General features: G+C 36.0%; 15 protein-coding genes. All 15 read right to left on the bottom strand.

All coding sequences use genetic code 11. The features are described 5' to 3' along the window. Window positions 1-44: 44 nt before the first annotated feature. The 15 genes from pyrF to nspC all read right to left on the bottom strand — a co-directional run bounded on the left by pyrF (window position 45) and on the right by nspC (window position 16,833). Entirely contained in the window at window positions 45-872 is an 828-nt protein-coding gene (gene pyrF / locus JGH11_RS14220) for an orotidine-5'-phosphate decarboxylase (protein WP_201112908.1), read from the bottom strand. Between the two features lie 77 nt (window positions 873-949). Continuing rightward, window positions 950-2,035, bottom strand: coding sequence for a peptide chain release factor 1 (prfA, locus tag JGH11_RS14215; RefSeq protein WP_201112905.1), 1,086 nt, complete (start codon window positions 2,033-2,035; stop codon window positions 950-952). A 590-nt stretch (window positions 2,036-2,625) separates the two neighbouring features. Beyond that, window positions 2,626-5,466, bottom strand: coding sequence for an excinuclease ABC subunit UvrA (gene uvrA, locus JGH11_RS14210; RefSeq protein WP_201112903.1), 2,841 nt, complete (start codon window positions 5,464-5,466; stop codon window positions 2,626-2,628). Window positions 5,467-5,549: 83 nt separating this feature from the next. Further along, window positions 5,550-6,527 carry a lytic transglycosylase domain-containing protein gene (locus JGH11_RS14205; RefSeq protein WP_201112901.1) on the bottom strand — a complete coding sequence of 326 codons (978 nt, stop codon included), beginning with the start codon at window positions 6,525-6,527 and terminating at the stop codon, window positions 5,550-5,552. 84 nt (window positions 6,528-6,611) lie between these two features. Next, window positions 6,612-7,433, bottom strand: a complete 822-nt coding sequence (gene ispE / locus JGH11_RS14200) for a 4-(cytidine 5'-diphospho)-2-C-methyl-D-erythritol kinase (protein WP_201112899.1) — start codon at window positions 7,431-7,433, stop codon at window positions 6,612-6,614. 79 nt (window positions 7,434-7,512) lie between these two features. Beyond that, the gene (locus JGH11_RS14195; RefSeq protein WP_201112897.1) at window positions 7,513-8,409 is read right to left on the bottom strand and encodes a diaminopimelate dehydrogenase; all 897 of its coding nucleotides are present in this window, start codon (window positions 8,407-8,409) and stop codon (window positions 7,513-7,515) included. A gap of 35 nt (window positions 8,410-8,444) precedes the next feature. Further along, on the bottom strand, window positions 8,445-8,894 hold the full coding sequence (locus JGH11_RS14190) for a GNAT family N-acetyltransferase (protein WP_201112895.1): 450 nt from the start codon (window positions 8,892-8,894) through the stop codon (window positions 8,445-8,447). A 2-nt stretch (window positions 8,895-8,896) separates the two neighbouring features. Beyond that, window positions 8,897-9,583, bottom strand: coding sequence for a DUF2461 domain-containing protein (locus JGH11_RS14185; protein ID WP_201112893.1), 687 nt, complete (start codon window positions 9,581-9,583; stop codon window positions 8,897-8,899). 90 nt (window positions 9,584-9,673) lie between these two features. Continuing rightward, on the bottom strand, window positions 9,674-11,059 hold the full coding sequence (glmM, locus tag JGH11_RS14180) for a phosphoglucosamine mutase (protein WP_201112891.1): 1,386 nt from the start codon (window positions 11,057-11,059) through the stop codon (window positions 9,674-9,676). 14 nt (window positions 11,060-11,073) lie between these two features. Then, on the bottom strand, window positions 11,074-11,679 hold the full coding sequence (locus JGH11_RS14175; RefSeq protein ID WP_201112889.1) for a DUF4827 family protein: 606 nt from the start codon (window positions 11,677-11,679) through the stop codon (window positions 11,074-11,076). Window positions 11,680-11,706: 27 nt separating this feature from the next. Then, window positions 11,707-12,738, bottom strand: a complete 1,032-nt coding sequence (locus tag JGH11_RS14170) for a bifunctional oligoribonuclease/PAP phosphatase NrnA (RefSeq protein ID WP_201112888.1) — start codon at window positions 12,736-12,738, stop codon at window positions 11,707-11,709. Window positions 12,739-12,985: 247 nt separating this feature from the next. Further along, a complete protein-coding gene (locus JGH11_RS14165; protein ID WP_201112887.1) occupies window positions 12,986-14,572 on the bottom strand; it encodes a ComEC/Rec2 family competence protein in 1,587 nt (528 codons plus the stop codon). A 21-nt stretch (window positions 14,573-14,593) separates the two neighbouring features. After that, entirely contained in the window at window positions 14,594-15,247 is a 654-nt protein-coding gene (rpe, locus tag JGH11_RS14160) for a ribulose-phosphate 3-epimerase (RefSeq protein WP_201112886.1), read from the bottom strand. 199 nt (window positions 15,248-15,446) lie between these two features. After that, on the bottom strand, window positions 15,447-15,602 hold the full coding sequence (locus tag JGH11_RS14155) for a hypothetical protein (protein ID WP_201112885.1): 156 nt from the start codon (window positions 15,600-15,602) through the stop codon (window positions 15,447-15,449). Window positions 15,603-15,690: 88 nt separating this feature from the next. After that, entirely contained in the window at window positions 15,691-16,833 is a 1,143-nt protein-coding gene (nspC, locus tag JGH11_RS14150; protein ID WP_201112884.1) for a carboxynorspermidine decarboxylase, read from the bottom strand. Window positions 16,834-17,019 lie beyond the last annotated feature (186 nt).

The following is a 17,019-nucleotide window of genomic DNA, read 5'->3' as shown; positions in this document are numbered from 1 at the left end:
ATATAAATATATAACAGGATTTAAATATATGATATATTTAAATATTATGCAAACAATTCCTCCAGATATCCAGCCATTTCAGTTTGTACTTTTTTAGCTTCGGCTGTAGCAGCGAACGCAAACTCACGAGTATTATCAGCATAAATAATCGCACGCGAAGAATTTACCAATAAACCGCATTGAGAGTTCATGCCATATTTCACCACCTCAGCTAAACTTCCACCTTGCGCACCAACTCCAGGCACAAGCAAGAAATGGTTCGGTACAATTTTTCGTATATCAGTAAACATTTCACCTTGAGTTGCGCCCACAACATACATAAGCTGTTCGTCTGTAGCCCATTCTTGCGATTTTTTCAATACTTTCTCAAATAAGCGTTCACCGTTTTTATCTTCAGTTAATTGAAAATCAGCTGAACCTTTATTAGAGGTCAGAGCTAGAAGAATAACCCACTTTCCTGCATACTTAACAAATGGCTTCACACTATCTTCACCCATGTATGGCGCAACTGTTATTGCACTAGCCTTTAAATGTTCGAATGCAGAAACAGCATACATCTCTGATGTATTTCCGATATCTCCCCGCTTAGCATCTAAGATAATAAACTGATCCGGGTATTTAATACGAATATATTCTATCGTTTTCTCTAATGCCAAAACACCTTTTATTCCATTACTTTCATAGAATGCGGCATTAGGCTTGTATGCAACGCAATATTTTGCTGTCGCATCTATAATAGCCTTATTGAAGGAATAGATAGGATCCTCTTCTTCTAACAGATGTGATGGAATCTTATTTATATCGGTATCTAACCCGACACAAAGAAAGGATTTCTTTCTTTTAATACTTTCAAATAATTCCTGCTTAGTCATAATTATTTTATTTAAAGTTTTGAACGACAGGCAATAAATCAGTTAGAATAGATCTACTACTTACTCCTTTTACTATCTTATAGTTCGCTTTCTTTCAATCGTTCTGCATTTTCAGCTACAATCAATTGATCAATAATAGGCTGAATTTCTCCATCCATAACGGCAGACAGATTATATAAGGTTAGGTTGATACGGTGGTCTGTAACTCTACCTTGTGGATAATTATAGGTTCTGATCTTTGCAGATCTATCACCTGTAGAAACCATTGTTTTGCGTTTCGAAGCTATCTCATCATTATATTTAGAGAGCTCTATATCATACAGCTTGGTTCTCAACATCTGCATAGCCAACTCTCTATTAGCTAATTGAGAGCGTGATTGTTGACAAACAACAACTAACCCAGAAGGCTTATGCGTCAACTGAACTTTTGTTTCTACTTTATTTACATTTTGCCCCCCAGCTCCACTCGAACGAGCTGTCTGCATCTCTATATCTGCCGGATTTATTTCCACATCAACCTCCTCTGCTTCAGGCAATACCGCAACAGTAGCTGCAGATGTATGGACACGCCCCTGAGTTTCCGTTGCAGGAATACGCTGTACACGGTGAACACCCGATTCGTATTTCAAAATACCATAAACGCCATCACCTGTCACTGTAAAGATTATTTCTTTATATCCACCCGAAGAACCCTCAGTGAGACTTGTAACTTCTGTTCTCCAACCCTTTGCTTCGCAATATTTTATATACATTCGATATAAGTCTCCTGCAAAAATAGCAGCCTCGTCACCTCCTGTTCCTCCTCGAATTTCCACTATAGCATTTTTACTATCCTGAGGATCGGAAGGAACTAATAATAGTTTTATCTCTTCTTCCAAATTAGGAAAACGATCATTTGCTATATCTAGCTCTTCTTTCGCTATTTCACGTAATTCTGCATCATCTTCATTTTCGAGAATACTTTTAGCTTCAGCCACAGTTGCCTGCAACTGTTTATATTCTTTACAAGCATTGCTTATTTTTTCCAGATCCCGATATTCCTTGTTAAGCTTTACATAACGTTTCATGTCTGCAATCACGGCAGGATCTGTTATTAATTTTCCGATTTCTTCGAAACGGATAACCAAAGCTTCAAGTTTTTCTAATAAGGATAATTGAGTCATAACTATTTTTTCGCTCCTTTAAAATTTCGGAAACAAAGGTAATCAAAAAAGGATATATTATAATAGAAAAGAACAGTCTGCTTATAAAAAACAGAAAGTCCGCGAAATCAACTTCGCAGACTTCCCAACCTTAACACAAACTTTACAAAACTACACAATAGAGTTGATTGCAGCCTGATCTTGGTTCATTCGTAATTTCAGGAACCAACTCTATGCTCGTTAATATCTTAAATACTAATTATTGTATCGACTAAAAGCGATCGATATTCATCATTAGTAATAATTCGTTCAATTAATGCATTTTGACCCATTTCCAGATAGCTGAAAATTAAAGCACAAACATATAAGCTCGGAAATATTCATTAATATATTCCGTTTATCAATCAGGTAGAGCCAATTATAACAATTCATTATTAGTTACAAGAGTAAATCTTCAAAGATTCTATAAATATAGAAATTATTTCCTTTCCAAACTCTATTATTGACATCTAACTACCGAAAGATACTTAGACAGCGCAAAGATAGCAATTTTTACACATTGCAAATAGATGTTGTCTATTTTTTTTATTTTTTTATACTTTTCCGTAGTTTCAGTTTTTCAATTCAGCCTTCAAATATTCAGCAGTAAAACTATTTCCGACTTTTACAACCTCTTCCGGCTTCCCAAAAGCCACTACAGTACCTCCACCTACACCGCCCTCAGGGCCCATGTCAATAATGTAATCAGCACTTTTGATAATATCCTGATTATGTTCGATAACTATAATTGTATTACCCCTATCGACAAGCTTATTCAAAACGCCCAACAATACACGAATGTCTTCAAAATGTAATCCTGTCGTCGGCTCATCAAGAATATATATTGTATTACCCGTATCAACACGTGCAAGTTCTGCAGCTAATTTTATTCGTTGCGACTCTCCTCCTGAAAGAGTTGTTGACGGCTGTCCTAATTTCAAATATCCTAAGCCAACTTCCTGCAGCACTTTTATCTTATGTAGAATATATGGTACATTCTCAAAGAATTCGACTGCCATATTTATTGTCATATCCAAAACATCGGCTATAGACTTCCCTTTAAAACGAACCTCTAAGGTTTCCCTGTTATAACGTTTCCCATGACATTCTTCACATTGAACATATACATCAGGTAAGAAATTCATTGCTATAGTTTTGTAGCCATTCCCTCCACAAACTTCACAACGCCCCCCCTTTACATTAAAAGAGAATCTACCGGCCTTGTATCCTCTTATCTTCGATTCGGGAAGATTAACAAACAGATTACGTATATCAGAGAATACACCTGTGTATGTAGCCGGATTGGAACGTGGCGTACGCCCTATAGGGGACTGGTCGACACTTATCACCTTATCTACATTATCAATACCCTCAAACGACTTATAAGGCAACGGATCTGTCAAAGACTTATATAAATGCTGGCTTATTATGGGTTGCAATGTTCCATTTATCAAACTCGACTTACCACTGCCCGAAACTCCGGTTACACAAATGAATGTATTTAAAGGAAAAGAAACCGATACATTTTTTAAATTGTGCCCTGTGGCTCCTTTTATAGAGATCTTTTTACCATTCCCTTTACGCCTTTTTTGGGGTATTTCTATTTTTTGTTTACCTGTCAGATAATCTGCCGTCATCGTGCTTGCTTTAAGCATTTCTTGCGGCGTGCCGGAAAACACAACTTTTCCGCCTCTACGCCCCGCATAAGGTCCTAAATCGACAACATAGTCTGCCTGAAGCATTATATCCTTATCATGCTCCACTACAATAACAGAATTCCCTGTATCACGTAGTTTCTTCAAAGAATCAATCAACCTGTCATTGTCTCGTTGATGTAATCCAATACTTGGTTCATCGAGAATATAAAGAACATTTACTAATTGAGATCCTATCTGGGTAGCCAATCGTATTCGCTGGCTTTCCCCTCCTGATAAAGTAACAGAAGCTCGATTTAATGACAGATAACTCAAACCTACATCTAATAGGAAAGACAAACGTGAAACAATTTCTTTCTTAATCTCGGATGCAATCTGTTTCTGACGTTCCGAAATATGCACATCCATATCCTGTATCCATTCATACAGACGCTGAATATCCATTTCAGCAAGTTCAGCTATATTTTTATTATTTATCTTATAATGTAAAGCCTCTTTATTCAAACGTTGTCCATTACAATCGGGACAAACATCCGTTTTAATAAATTGTTCAGCCCATTTTTGAGCCGATGCAGAAGAATCACTATCCTGCTGCATTTCTATATATTTAGCTACTCCATCGAAAGCGACAACATAATTGGAACTACCCAGCGATTCATTTTTTATTTGCAATCGCTCGTCAGTACCGAACATGATATCATCAATAGCCTCCTGAGGAATATCCTTTATCGGCGTTTTTATTGTAACGCCATGCTTCTCACAGATTGCTTCAATCTGCCAGAAGAACAAAGAATTCTTATATTTTCCCAAAGGTGCTATACCTCCTGCATAAATACTCTGCTGTGGCTTTGGTACAATTTTACTCATATCTATCTGATTCACATAGCCAAGCCCTTTACATCTAGGACAAGCGCCGTGAGGTGAGTTGAATGAGAATGTATGTGGGGCAGGTTCGCTGTATGACAGTCCGGTGGTAGGACACATGAGTTGACGACTAAAATGACGCACATCACCTGAATCTACATCCTGAATCATTATTAGTCCATCTCCTTGCTTCATTGCTGTACGTAAGCTGGCTTTCAGGTTTTCAACAAATTTATTGGACACTTGCAGTTTGTCTATCAACACTTCTATGCTATGCATTTTGTAGCGATCGACACGCATTCCGGGCAAGATTTCACGAATAATACCATCTACACGTACGGAGAGGTATCCTTTCTTGCTGATTTGTTCAAATAATTCCTTATAATGTCCTTTACGATTACGCACCACGGGAGCTAGCAGATATATTTTTTTTCCTATATAGCGCTCCATGATAAGTTCCAAAATCTGCTCTTCTGTATACTTTACCATCTTCTCTCCAGTGAGATACGAATAGGCATCTCCGGCGCGTGCATAAAGTAAGCGTAAGAAGTCATATATTTCGGTGGTAGTACCTACGGTAGAACGGGGATTACGATTCGTTGTTTTTTGCTCTATCGATATCACAGGACTCAGTCCGGTTATTTTATCTACATCAGGACGTTCCATTCCCCCGAGAAAATTACGGGCATAAGCCGAAAATGTTTCTATATATCGACGTTGCCCTTCTGCAAAAATTGTATCGAAAGCTAATGATGATTTTCCACTCCCGCTAAGTCCTGTTATAACCACAAGTGAATCGCGGGGAATTTCTACATCTATATTTTTTAAGTTGTGTACACGTGCCCCATACACGCTTATAGTCTCTTTAGTATCTTCTTGTATATTTGTTTCCATTAAATAGAATTACTCCTTTTCTAACATTTAGGTTCATAGACCTTTTAGTATAACAAATAGTTATTATCTAAACATATTTACTTTTAATCTGCCGAAATCCATGATCTATCATGTACTTTCACCTTTCCTCCTTTTTTATAGTAAAGTGACTCTTGTGTAGGTATAAGAATTGTATACGAACTGCGACTCTTCGCCGAAATAGTAAGTTTTCGATCCCTAAGCCATGAGTTGAAATCTTTCAATTGAGCATAAGTAATACCTTTATCTTTAGCAAATGTAGCCAGATCGGGAATCGACTGTGTAACTACTTCTTTTGTAAACTCCATTGGCTTATACAAATCTTTTTCGGTAAGTATAAAGCCAAACTTTGAGGGACTTTCAAACAATTGTTTTATAGCTAACATACGAAAATAATAACGGGTGGTTTCACTCACTAACCATAAATCCAGACTATCTTCAGCCTGTTGTTTTTCCAACTCACCACTAATACGGCCTTGCCCTGCATTATATGAGAGAGCAACACTGGTCCAGGTTCCATATTTGGCATAAGCCTGTTTCAAGTATTTGCAAGCAGCTTCTGTAGATTTTTCGATAGAATAACGTTCATCGACTTCCGACGACACCTCTAATCCGTAGCCTGGTGCTGTTTTAGGCATAAATTGCCATAAACCTGCTGCACCCACAGGCGACACGGCCCTATGATCGAGGCTACTTTCTATAACAGCCAGATACTTAAAATCTTCGGGAACCCCATTTTCTTTTAGGATCGGCTCTATTATAGGAAAATACCGATTAGCTCTTTTTATAAGAAGCAATGTAGAGGAATGAAGGTATGTAAAACCATTTATTTCGCGATCGTAACGCTCATGCAGATCATATCTATCCAAGACTAACTCTTCTCCGGCAAACTCCACTTTATGCGGAACTTCTACTGATTTGGTCATAGATAATACATATGGAGCTTTAGACACCACCTCTTCCTGGCTGTTATTTGACAATAACATTATAGCTATCGCACATACACAAACAACAGGAATAAAATACATTATAATTTTCTTCATTGAGGAGTTATTAACCAAAATTTTAAATAGATAGTAACTATCAAAGATACGATTTTATTTTTGGAAAATAAAGAGAGATAAAGATCATAATCCTAGCCCAGTCCAAGTAAAACAGCCTGAGTAGAGACTTTCAATATCTTTTAAATCTTCCTTAAAAATTCCAAAAACAGATGATCCCGAACCAGACATTGAAGCATACACTGCTCCTCTCTTATACAAATCATCTTTTATCTCACCTATTATAGGATATTTAGTAAATACACTTTTTTCGAAATCATTAACCATTAAGTCTTTCCAAGAACAGATAGGCTGTTCTACGATTTCTTTTAAAGAGTTCTTCGGTAATTGTGGATTTATCAAAGAAAATGCATCCTTTGTAGACACATGAATATCCGGCTTTATAAGGACAAAATGGAAGTCTTTCAGAGACAGGCTGATCTTTTCCAACACCTCACCTATTCCACGTGCAAATACAGGCTGGTTGTATATAAAAAACGGACAATCGGCTCCTAGACGGACAGCCAGTGATATTAATTCATCATCCGAAACATTCAGTTCGAATGTTTTATTAAGTAATTTCAACATAAAAGAAGCATCTGCCGACCCACCTCCGATACCTGCACCAAAAGGAATTTTTTTCAGAAGATGTACTTCCACTGATGGAAAATCGTAATACTCACGCATTAGCCTTAATGCCTTCATCACCAAATTGCCTTCCGGAGGTGAATCAACCTTTATACCAGCCTCTATGAATGTATCCTTACTTTGGTCTTTTTTAACGATTATCTCAAGAGCATCTTTTACATTGATCGGGTAAAACACTGTTTCGAGATTATGATAGCCATCGCTCCGTTTTGAAACAACGTTCAGACCTAAGTTTATTTTTGCATTAGGAAAACAAATCATATTATAATACTATAAAAAATTATGAGTTACAAATATAATATTCATAACTCATAACCTATAATATATATACCAGATAGTTTTATACCAATTTCTTTATCAAGGCTTCTTTATCACCATATATATAATCAATAATCGGCACTTCAATCATTGTATATGCACCCGGACGTTGCTTCATCGTTGCGCGGGCAGAAGCGACTAAAACCTGAGCAGTAAGAGCCGGGTTATTAATCTTCATATTGAAATCGAAAAGTTGATTCTGTGTTGTACCAGAAACTCCTTTGCGAACCATATTCACACCATGCCCCATATCTTTAAGGCTATCGACGCAATCTACCTGCATCACATGAGTTTCATCATGTGCAAAATAATCATCAGTTTTGATAGCTTCAGCCACCTCTTCAAATTTATAACCCTCTTCAACTTCTATATATACCATACGGCGGTGTATACTTGTTCCTAGAGGAATTGTCATCGACAAAGCAGCTTTCACTCCTTTGATTGCTTTTACTGCAACTGTATGCCCCATACTCATACCCGGACCGAAATTTGTATAAGTAACTCCTTTTGGCGCCATAAATTCTAACATGGAACGAACCATAGAATCTGTACCCGGATCCCAACCGGCCGATATAATAGAGACTTTATTATTTGCCTTGGCCACAGTATCTAATTCTTTGCGAAGATTTACAATTCCTCCATGAATATCGTAACTATCAACCGTATTGATACCTAACGAAAGACATTCTTTTGCATATTCTTCAACGCTACGTGTGGGACTGCAAAGTATAGCTACATCTATATCTTTCAATTCTTTTACTGATTTTGCAACTGGATAACTTCTCAGTTCTTCCGGAATATTGTTCGGATCGCGACGAACAATTCCTGCTACTTCAAAATCCGGTGATGCGATAATTGCATCCAATACATATTGTCCGATATTACCGTATCCGACAATTGCAGCTCTTATTTTCTTCATTTGAATCTTAAATTTTTGATTAAAATATAATTAACTTATAATGGTTTACTCATACATATACTATTCTCATTACCTGCATACTGATCAAAGTTCTCGATTATAACATAACCATTCTTCTGATAAAACCTTATTGCTTCCAACTGATGAACTCCAGTTTCGAGTATCATTCCCTTATAGTTCTTTTCTGTAGCCCATTTTTCTAATTCGTCCAATAATCTGGATGCAGTTCCAGTACCTCTGAACTGTTCGTTTACGTACATTCTTTTCAGCTCCGCCCTATTTTTATCATACTCTTTGAAACATCCACAACCAATCGCTCTATTACTATGGTACACAATAACAACTGTTGCTAGTTTCTCGATGAGGTTATAAGCGTCATATTGAGCCTGAAGATCACCATTACGCATATTCAAGAATGAATCTAACTCTTCAATTAGTTGAAAGAAATCAGCATTGTTACTATGTGTACGTATTAAACTTATCATTATTATAATTCTGTTACATCTTTCATAAAATTATACAACCATTCTAATGCCTCGAAATCTTCTTTTATTAGAGTTGCAAAATCGGCCGAATATAATTCTTCACCTATTGGTTTGGTCTTAGCGACCCAAATTCCTTTTCGTTGAATCCAAGGTTGAAAATATTCAGAAAGTTCATTTGCTATAGGTCTTTTATACTCCTCACCATAAACTATATACCCACGATCAAATACGGAAGACTGAGTATTTTCTTGAAATTCGGTTGGATTGAGACTTATTTCTTCCCGCAAATTATCCATCACCTTTTTCTTTGGTTGAAAAAGGCCTAAACCAAGCGTATAGCTATCTGCTGTCAATTCCATAAAATAGCCGGGATAATCTTTCCACTCTTCACGTGTTACCGGAACTTGAAAAGCCATCCACATAAAATCTTTATACGGATCTTTATTCTTAGAAAAACGAACATCTCGATAAATACGCGATAATGCTCGATGTGGGCGTAATTCCATCGCCGGATCGATATTATACATCGTTGGAGAAAGGGTAGTTACCAATGCCTTTAAAGGATCTAGCAGTTCTTTTTCATATATATGCTTATTCGTATCGAACCATTCTTTATAATTATTCTCTTTCAGGTCGTTGAAAAACTGAAAGGTTTTAGGAGTAAAGCCCTTGAATGAGATATTTTTCATTTAGAATGTTTATTTTCAATAATTACCAAACGCATAAAGATAAAAAAATAGCAGCTTTTAACAAAACTGCTATTTTAATTTATTCATATCTTAATTCGCTAACTCCTTTATGACTGCCATAATCAGACCGCCAATTTCTTCGGCTTCTGTCATTGTATGCGCTTCGGAATATACTCGAATAATAGGCTCGGTATTTGATTTACGAAGATGCACCCATTTGTCAGGAAAATCAATTTTTACGCCATCGATATCTGTAACATCGTATTGACTAAATTTTTCTTTCACAGCTTTTAGTATAGCATCAACATCAATACTTGGCGTTAGCTCGACCTTTTGCTTTGCTATATAATATTGAGGATAAGCAGCTCTTATCTCGCTTACCTTTTTCTTTTCATGCGCCATATGCGACAAGAATAAAGCTATACCTACAAGTGAGTCACGTCCATAATGGCTGGCCGGATAAATAACACCTCCATTGCCTTCACCTCCTATAACTGCATTAGTCGCTTTCATTTTAGTCGTTACGTTTACCTCTCCAACAGCCGAAGCATTATATTCACATCCATATTTACGGGTTACATCACGCAATGCACGACTCGAGCTCAGATTGGATACAGTATTACCCAGAGTATGCTTTAAAACATAATCGGCTACAGCTACCAATGTATATTCTTCACCAAACATATCACCGTTTTCACAAATTATAGCCAAACGGTCAACATCCGGATCTACAGCAAATCCTACATCGGAGTTTGTAGTCTTCATCATAATCGAGATATCTTTAAGATGCTCTGGTAATGGCTCCGGATTATGTGGAAAATCACCGTTTGGAGTACAATAGATTTCATTTATCTTATTCACACCTAAAGCTTTTAGCAATTTAGGCAGAACGATACCGCCAACTGAATTTACACAATCTATAGAAATTTCAAAATCTGCCTCCTTAATAGCTTCAACGTCAACTAAAGCTAAGTCTAAAACAGCTTGTATATGCTTATCTGTATAATCTTTTTCTTTAAGAGTACCCAAATGATCTATATGAGCAAAGCTAAAGTCTTCACTTTCAGCAATGCGAAGAACTTCTTCTCCCTCATTAGCATTAAGAAATTCACCTTTCTCGTTTAGTAACTTTAGTGCATTCCATTGTCTGGGATTATGACTAGCTGTAAGAATAATACCTCCACAAGCATTTTCGAATGTAACGGCCAATTCTGTTGTAGGCGTTGTGGCTAAACCTATATTTACCACATCGAATCCCATCCCCATTAGCGTACCAACAACTATCTGCTCCATCATTTTTCCTGAGATACGAGCATCACGTCCGACAACAATGGTATTAGATCCATTCCTTACATTTTCTCTTATAAAGGCTGCGTAGGCAGATACAAATTTAACTGTATCTAATGGGTTGAGGCCTTCTCCGGCTTTTCCGCCTATAGTACCTCTAATCCCTGATATAGATTTAATTAAAGCCATAGTTTAATTATTTATTAGTTTTCTTCCGGTTCATCATTTGTAAACCTATACTTCAAAGTTTGGTAATACAGTGGGACATAAGCTGTTTGCTGATAAGTAGAACCCGAAGCAAAAGGCACGATCAAACTTACCTCTGCATTATTCCCCAATCCATGATCTAATGGTATTACACAAGCCTGAGACAAGAAATAGTACATCTGCGATCCATAGAGAGAGGAGGAAGAAGCACCCGTATAAGTAGAAGACATTCCGTACTTGAAGGTCATATACACACCTTGTTGATTGCTAGTAGCTAATGTATCATTTTCATTCAACATATTTAAGATATTTTCGTATCTTAAATATACATCAGTCTTTTTTTCCCTAGAAGGTTTGTCATCGTTACCCGGATTGATAACACGAATATAAACTCCGGTATTTGCATCTTTATAATACTCATTTTCTGCAAAGACATTATTACTGGGGTATTCATTCAGTACCTTTATTCCATTTGCATCTATAAAACGATTGATCGCCTTTGTTTCTTTTTTCAATTTATCTGCATATGTTTCTCCCCCGCAAGCAGAAAACAGAATGGCAAAGCCCATTAATGCAAATATAACGCTAATAATCTTCTTCATGTATTATTAAAATTATTTAGTTGTATCTTATTTTTTGTTTAATAAATCAGCGTATCTGGGTAAGGCTTCTTCAAAAATAGCGACAGCCTCATCCATTGTTCCATAAAATTCACCACCCGCAGCATTGAGGTGTCCACCGCCACCATAACAATCCTCAGCAAACTTATTGCTGGGGAAAGTCCCTTGTGAACGAAACGAAATTTTTATCATTTCATTGTCTTCACGAATAAAAACTGAAAAAATAATACCCTTTATATTTAAAGGCAAGTTAGCAAATCCTTCCGTATCACCCTTTTTTACATGAAATTTATTTTGCTCTTCATTTGTCAGCCAGATTAAAGCGGCATTATATTCGGAATATACTTTCATTTTCTCACATAATGTAAATCCTAGCATCCGAAATCGATCTTCAGAATAATTATGATAAACATTCGAATATATCTGATCTTTATCTATACCTTTTTTCAACAATTCTCCAATAATATAATATATTTCGGCCCCATTAGAATTATAGGTAAATGCTCCGGTATCTGTCATCATACCTGTATAAATAGCCGTTGCGCTTTCATGGCTCATTATTTCAAAGTCGCCCATACGACAAATCAGCCTAAAAATAAGTTCGCTGGTCGATGATATTTGAGGATATGAGATCATTACATCACAAAATTCAGTCGGTTCAGGATGGTGATCAACTAATATTTTTTTCGCTTTAGCTGCTTCGATAAACGGGCTTAAGTGATATGAACGCTTAGGTACATTAAAATCGAGACAAAAAATCAACTCAGCTTCAGCGATCAGCTTCTGAGCAAATTCGGGATATTTTTCATAGTTTAAAATATCTTTTGCTCCCGGAATCCATTTAAGAAAATCAGGAAAAGAATTTGGTACAATTACATTTACATTATTACCTAAATCGTTGAGGTAATGATACAACCCCAAAGAGGAACCAATAGCATCACCATCGGGTGAAACATGTGTTACAATTACTATCTTATCATATTGGTTAAGTAACTCCTCCACCTCAGTTATCTTATGACTTGCTATTACCTTTGAAATCATTTATTTATACTCCTTATTTTATGATCAGAGACCAATTTTTCTTTTTTACTAGTGTAACTATTAGGTGTATATCTTGATTTGAAGCTACCTTCCAAACACGTTTTGTTACTCGTTATATTATATAAGGCAACAAAAATACAAAAAAAGAGACTAAAAATACTATATTCAGATACATCGTAACAAGGAATATTTAGTTTTTTACATTCTTTAGATAATTTGTAAAATCGGAGGAACAGTCAGAGAACAATTAAGGCATAATTTTGAGGTTATTACATATCTGCTCTAACAATAAAAGGAGTATTGCCGACAAACCAAAAATTAATCCTCTAGACTTCTTACGAATAAAGAAAAAGAGAAAGCCTACAATCATAGCAAACAATAGGATTAAGCCCAAGAAAGATATTCTTACATTTTCAAGCAATGCAAAAGGAAGGCTTTCAAAAAAATGAATAAGATAGCTCATCACCGTTACTAATATTTGTAAAACCTTTACAGGCAAATAATAAAAATAAAAGCTAAATACAGGTAACAGAGCACTTAGCATCTTAGCTAAAGCGATTGTACCAACAGCATAAGTTATGAATGTGACTAATGGAACAATCAGCAAGTTTGTAATAAAAAAGTAAGTCGGAAATGTTCCAAAATAATATAAACATAACGGGAATGTAGCCAACTGGGCAACAATAGACAAAGTAAATATTTGCCAGATTTTTCTCACGTATTTATTCTCTATCTTCAACGCTGATACAGCTTTTGGATGCAGGTAAAGAATAGATAATACGGACATAAAGCTCAATTGAAAACCAATATCAAACAAAGAAAACGGGCTGAATAATAGAATAAAGAATGCAGCTATATATAGAGCATGGGCCGAAAAGCTTTTTCGTCCGATAATATCAGAGACACAAAAAACTGTAAGCATAGCACTTGCCCTAATTACAGATGTCGGTAGCCCTGTAATAAAGGCATAACACCAAAGTAGTACCATAATAAATAATGGTTTAAGCCAATAATATTTTGCTCCTCGACGTATAAACCCAAGAAGAAAACCTACCATAAGATATATAATACCAACATGCAAGCCACTGACTGATAAAACGTGTACTGTACCAGTCGTCCTAAAGCCTTGCTTTATATCATCGGATAAATCGTTTTGATAACCAAGAGTCAATGCCGACAGAATACTGTATTCTGTTTCATTAAAACCCAAAGCTTTATAGAAATCCATCATCTGCTGACGACAATTCAATGCAAAATATCGAAGAGAAAAAGAAGTTATTCCAGTTTCTTCCCATGCCCGAAGCGACACATATGCCGAGCCTGAAATTCCCTGGTTATACATATAACGAGCATAATCAAAGTCTCCCATATTTGTGAATGGTTGAATTCTTCCCTGAAATAAAAAACCATCTCCAGGCCTTAATATCTTATTATGTGACTCATCTCGCTGAAAATAACAAATAATTGATTTATCTTCATTCGGTAAATAAACTTTATATGCAGTAGAACCAGGCTTCTCTTGAGGGGTATCGCTAACTATACCTTGATAAACTTCTTTATTTCCGGAGAATTCAAATTCAGACTGTTGTTGCGAATAACTTGTAGTCGTAATTCCAATACTGACAAGAAACAGATTTAGACCAAAGCCGAATAACCAACGCCAACGAAATTGCTTTTCCTCGACAATTAAATAAGAGAAAAGCATAGCAATTACTCCTATCAGAGAAAATGCTATGCTTAGATATTCTATTTTAAAATAATACTGTAATAAGATCCCTAATATTAACGGAATCAGAAAAAGTAGAAAAGGTGTATTAGATAAAGGATTTCTCACTCTTAAAAAGCTAAAACCTTATCATACTATACTTTTCAATTTACGAATCATTTCTGTAGGGTTAGCATCTGCAAATACAGCATTTCCGGCTACAAGCACATCTGCACCGGCATCAATCAACTGTTTCCCTGTTTCCAGATTTACACCTCCGTCTACCTCAATCAAAGTATTTAAGTTACGTTTTAATATCATTTCTTTGAGTCGTGCAACTTTCGTTAGCGAATGTTCGATAAACTTCTGCCCCCCGAATCCGGGATTAACGGTCATTAAGAGTACCATGTCTACATCTTGCAAAATATCTTCAAGTAAAGAAATAGGCGTGTGCGGATTTAAAGTAACACCTGCTTTCATTCCGGCATCATGAATAGCTCCTATTACCCGATGAAGATGTGTGCAGGCCTCGTAATGCACATTCATCATATATGCACCGGCATCTTTTACCTGAGAGATATATTTATCCGGATTTACAATCATAAGGTGTACATCCAAAGGTTTTTTTGCTATTTTGCTAATCTGCTTTATTATAGGAAAACCGAAAGATATATTAGGAACAAAAGATCCGTCCATTACGTCGCAATGAAACCAATCAGCTTCACTGTTATTTATCATTTCTACGTCAGCTTGCAAATTTAAAAAATCGGCAGAAAGAAGTGAGGGTGCTATTTTGTGAGACATATCATTTATTTTAAAGTCCGAGACCTATTTATTATTTGGCTAGTACAAATGCAAAATTACTTTTAGGACAACATTGCATCAATACTTATCATTACTACTACTCTTATCATATAAGACAAAAGTAGTAAAAAGGAAATAAGCCTCAAAAACAAAAGGGTACAAAACATAAGTCTTGCACCCTTTCTTTTGTTCTATTGAATTAATTTACACAAAGTCCGCCAAGTGTAGCAGACAATGTTTTTTCGACATAATATGTCCGCGCGAATTGTTTCAAAAAATCTAGTGTTTTGTCAGAAGGTGCGACAACCTTCTCTTTTTTTGTTTCTAATTGTTTTTGAGTAAAAATTTTCTTCATAGGCAGCATTTGATCTAGTTTTCTAAATAAGAAACGCCCAGATGAATATGATATTGCCTGGAATCTCATTTTTAACATTCTAGATTGATTAGCTCATTCTATTCTTATAGTCATCGTAAGTGAATTCACGATAAACCTCCAATTGGTTGTATCTGTTCCATAAAGCGATTGCAGGATGAGATATACCGTTAAACATAGTTGTTTTTACTGTAGTATAATGTATCATATCTTCAAATATAACCCTGTCTCCCACTGATAGAGGATTATCGAAAGACCATTCTCCGATAAAATCACCACTCAAACAGCTATTACCTCCCATACGATAGGTAGGCAAACCTTCAACAGGTTCGTGATACGCACCTCTTATGTACGGCTTGTATGGCATCTCCAAACAATCGGGCATATGACATGCAAAAGAAACATCTAATATAGCAGTCTTTATGCCTCTATTCTCTACAATATCAACTACAGTAGAGACAAGAACTCCTGTTTGCCAAGCAAAGGCACTCCCCGGTTCCATAATAATCTCCAGATTAGGATATTTTGCTTTGAATGATTGTAATAATTTTATTAAATGCTCCACATCATATCCTTCACGGGTCATCAAATGGCCTCCACCCATATTAAACCATTTTACTTTTGGTAATAGATGACCAAACTTTACTTCTATCTGTTCTAAAGTCTTTTCCAGATCATACGAAGATGATTCGCAAAGAGAATGAAAATGCAATCCTTCTACCCCTTCCGGCAATTCGTCCTGCAACTGATCAGCGGTAATTCCTAAACGAGAACCGGGTGCAGACGGGTTATACAAATCTGTTTCAACCACCGAATATTCAGGATTGATACGGATACCACATGAAACCTTTTTCCTATATTTCAATGTTTCGGGATAAAAATGCTCAAACTGAGATAAAGAGTTAAATGTTATATGGCTGCTATAACGTACAAAAACGGGGAAGTTTTCATGTGTGTAAGCCGGCGAAAATGTATGGGCTAAACTTCCCATCTCTTCATATGCTAATTGAGCTTCATAGACAGAACTTGCTGTTGAGTAAGGGATATATTCACGGATAATAGGAAAAGACTTCCACATAGCAAAAGCTTTGAATGCCAATATTATATTTACGCCGGCTCTGTCTTTTACTGATTTTATAAGCGAAAGATTTTTCCGGAGTAATTCTTCTTCCATAACAAAACATGGTGAAGGAATTTTATGTATTTCAATCATCTGATATCAATATTTAAACTTTAGGTTGCAAAGGTCGTTATTTTTATTGAATAGTACAGATTATCTCTAATCGTTTTTTTCTAAATCAAATACTGTATCAATACCATAAATTTATTTCTCTAATTAAAATCTATAAAAATATTTGGCAATTCAATATTTTAAAATTTACTTTGCAATACAAAGTTC

Origin of the sequence: Dysgonomonas sp. Marseille-P4677 (genome assembly GCF_016652235.1) — a bacterium.
Classification (GTDB): Bacteria; Bacteroidota; Bacteroidia; order Bacteroidales; family Dysgonomonadaceae; genus Dysgonomonas.
Note: the sequence above shows the minus strand (reverse complement) of the source record. Positions and strands in the feature narration are given on the sequence as shown.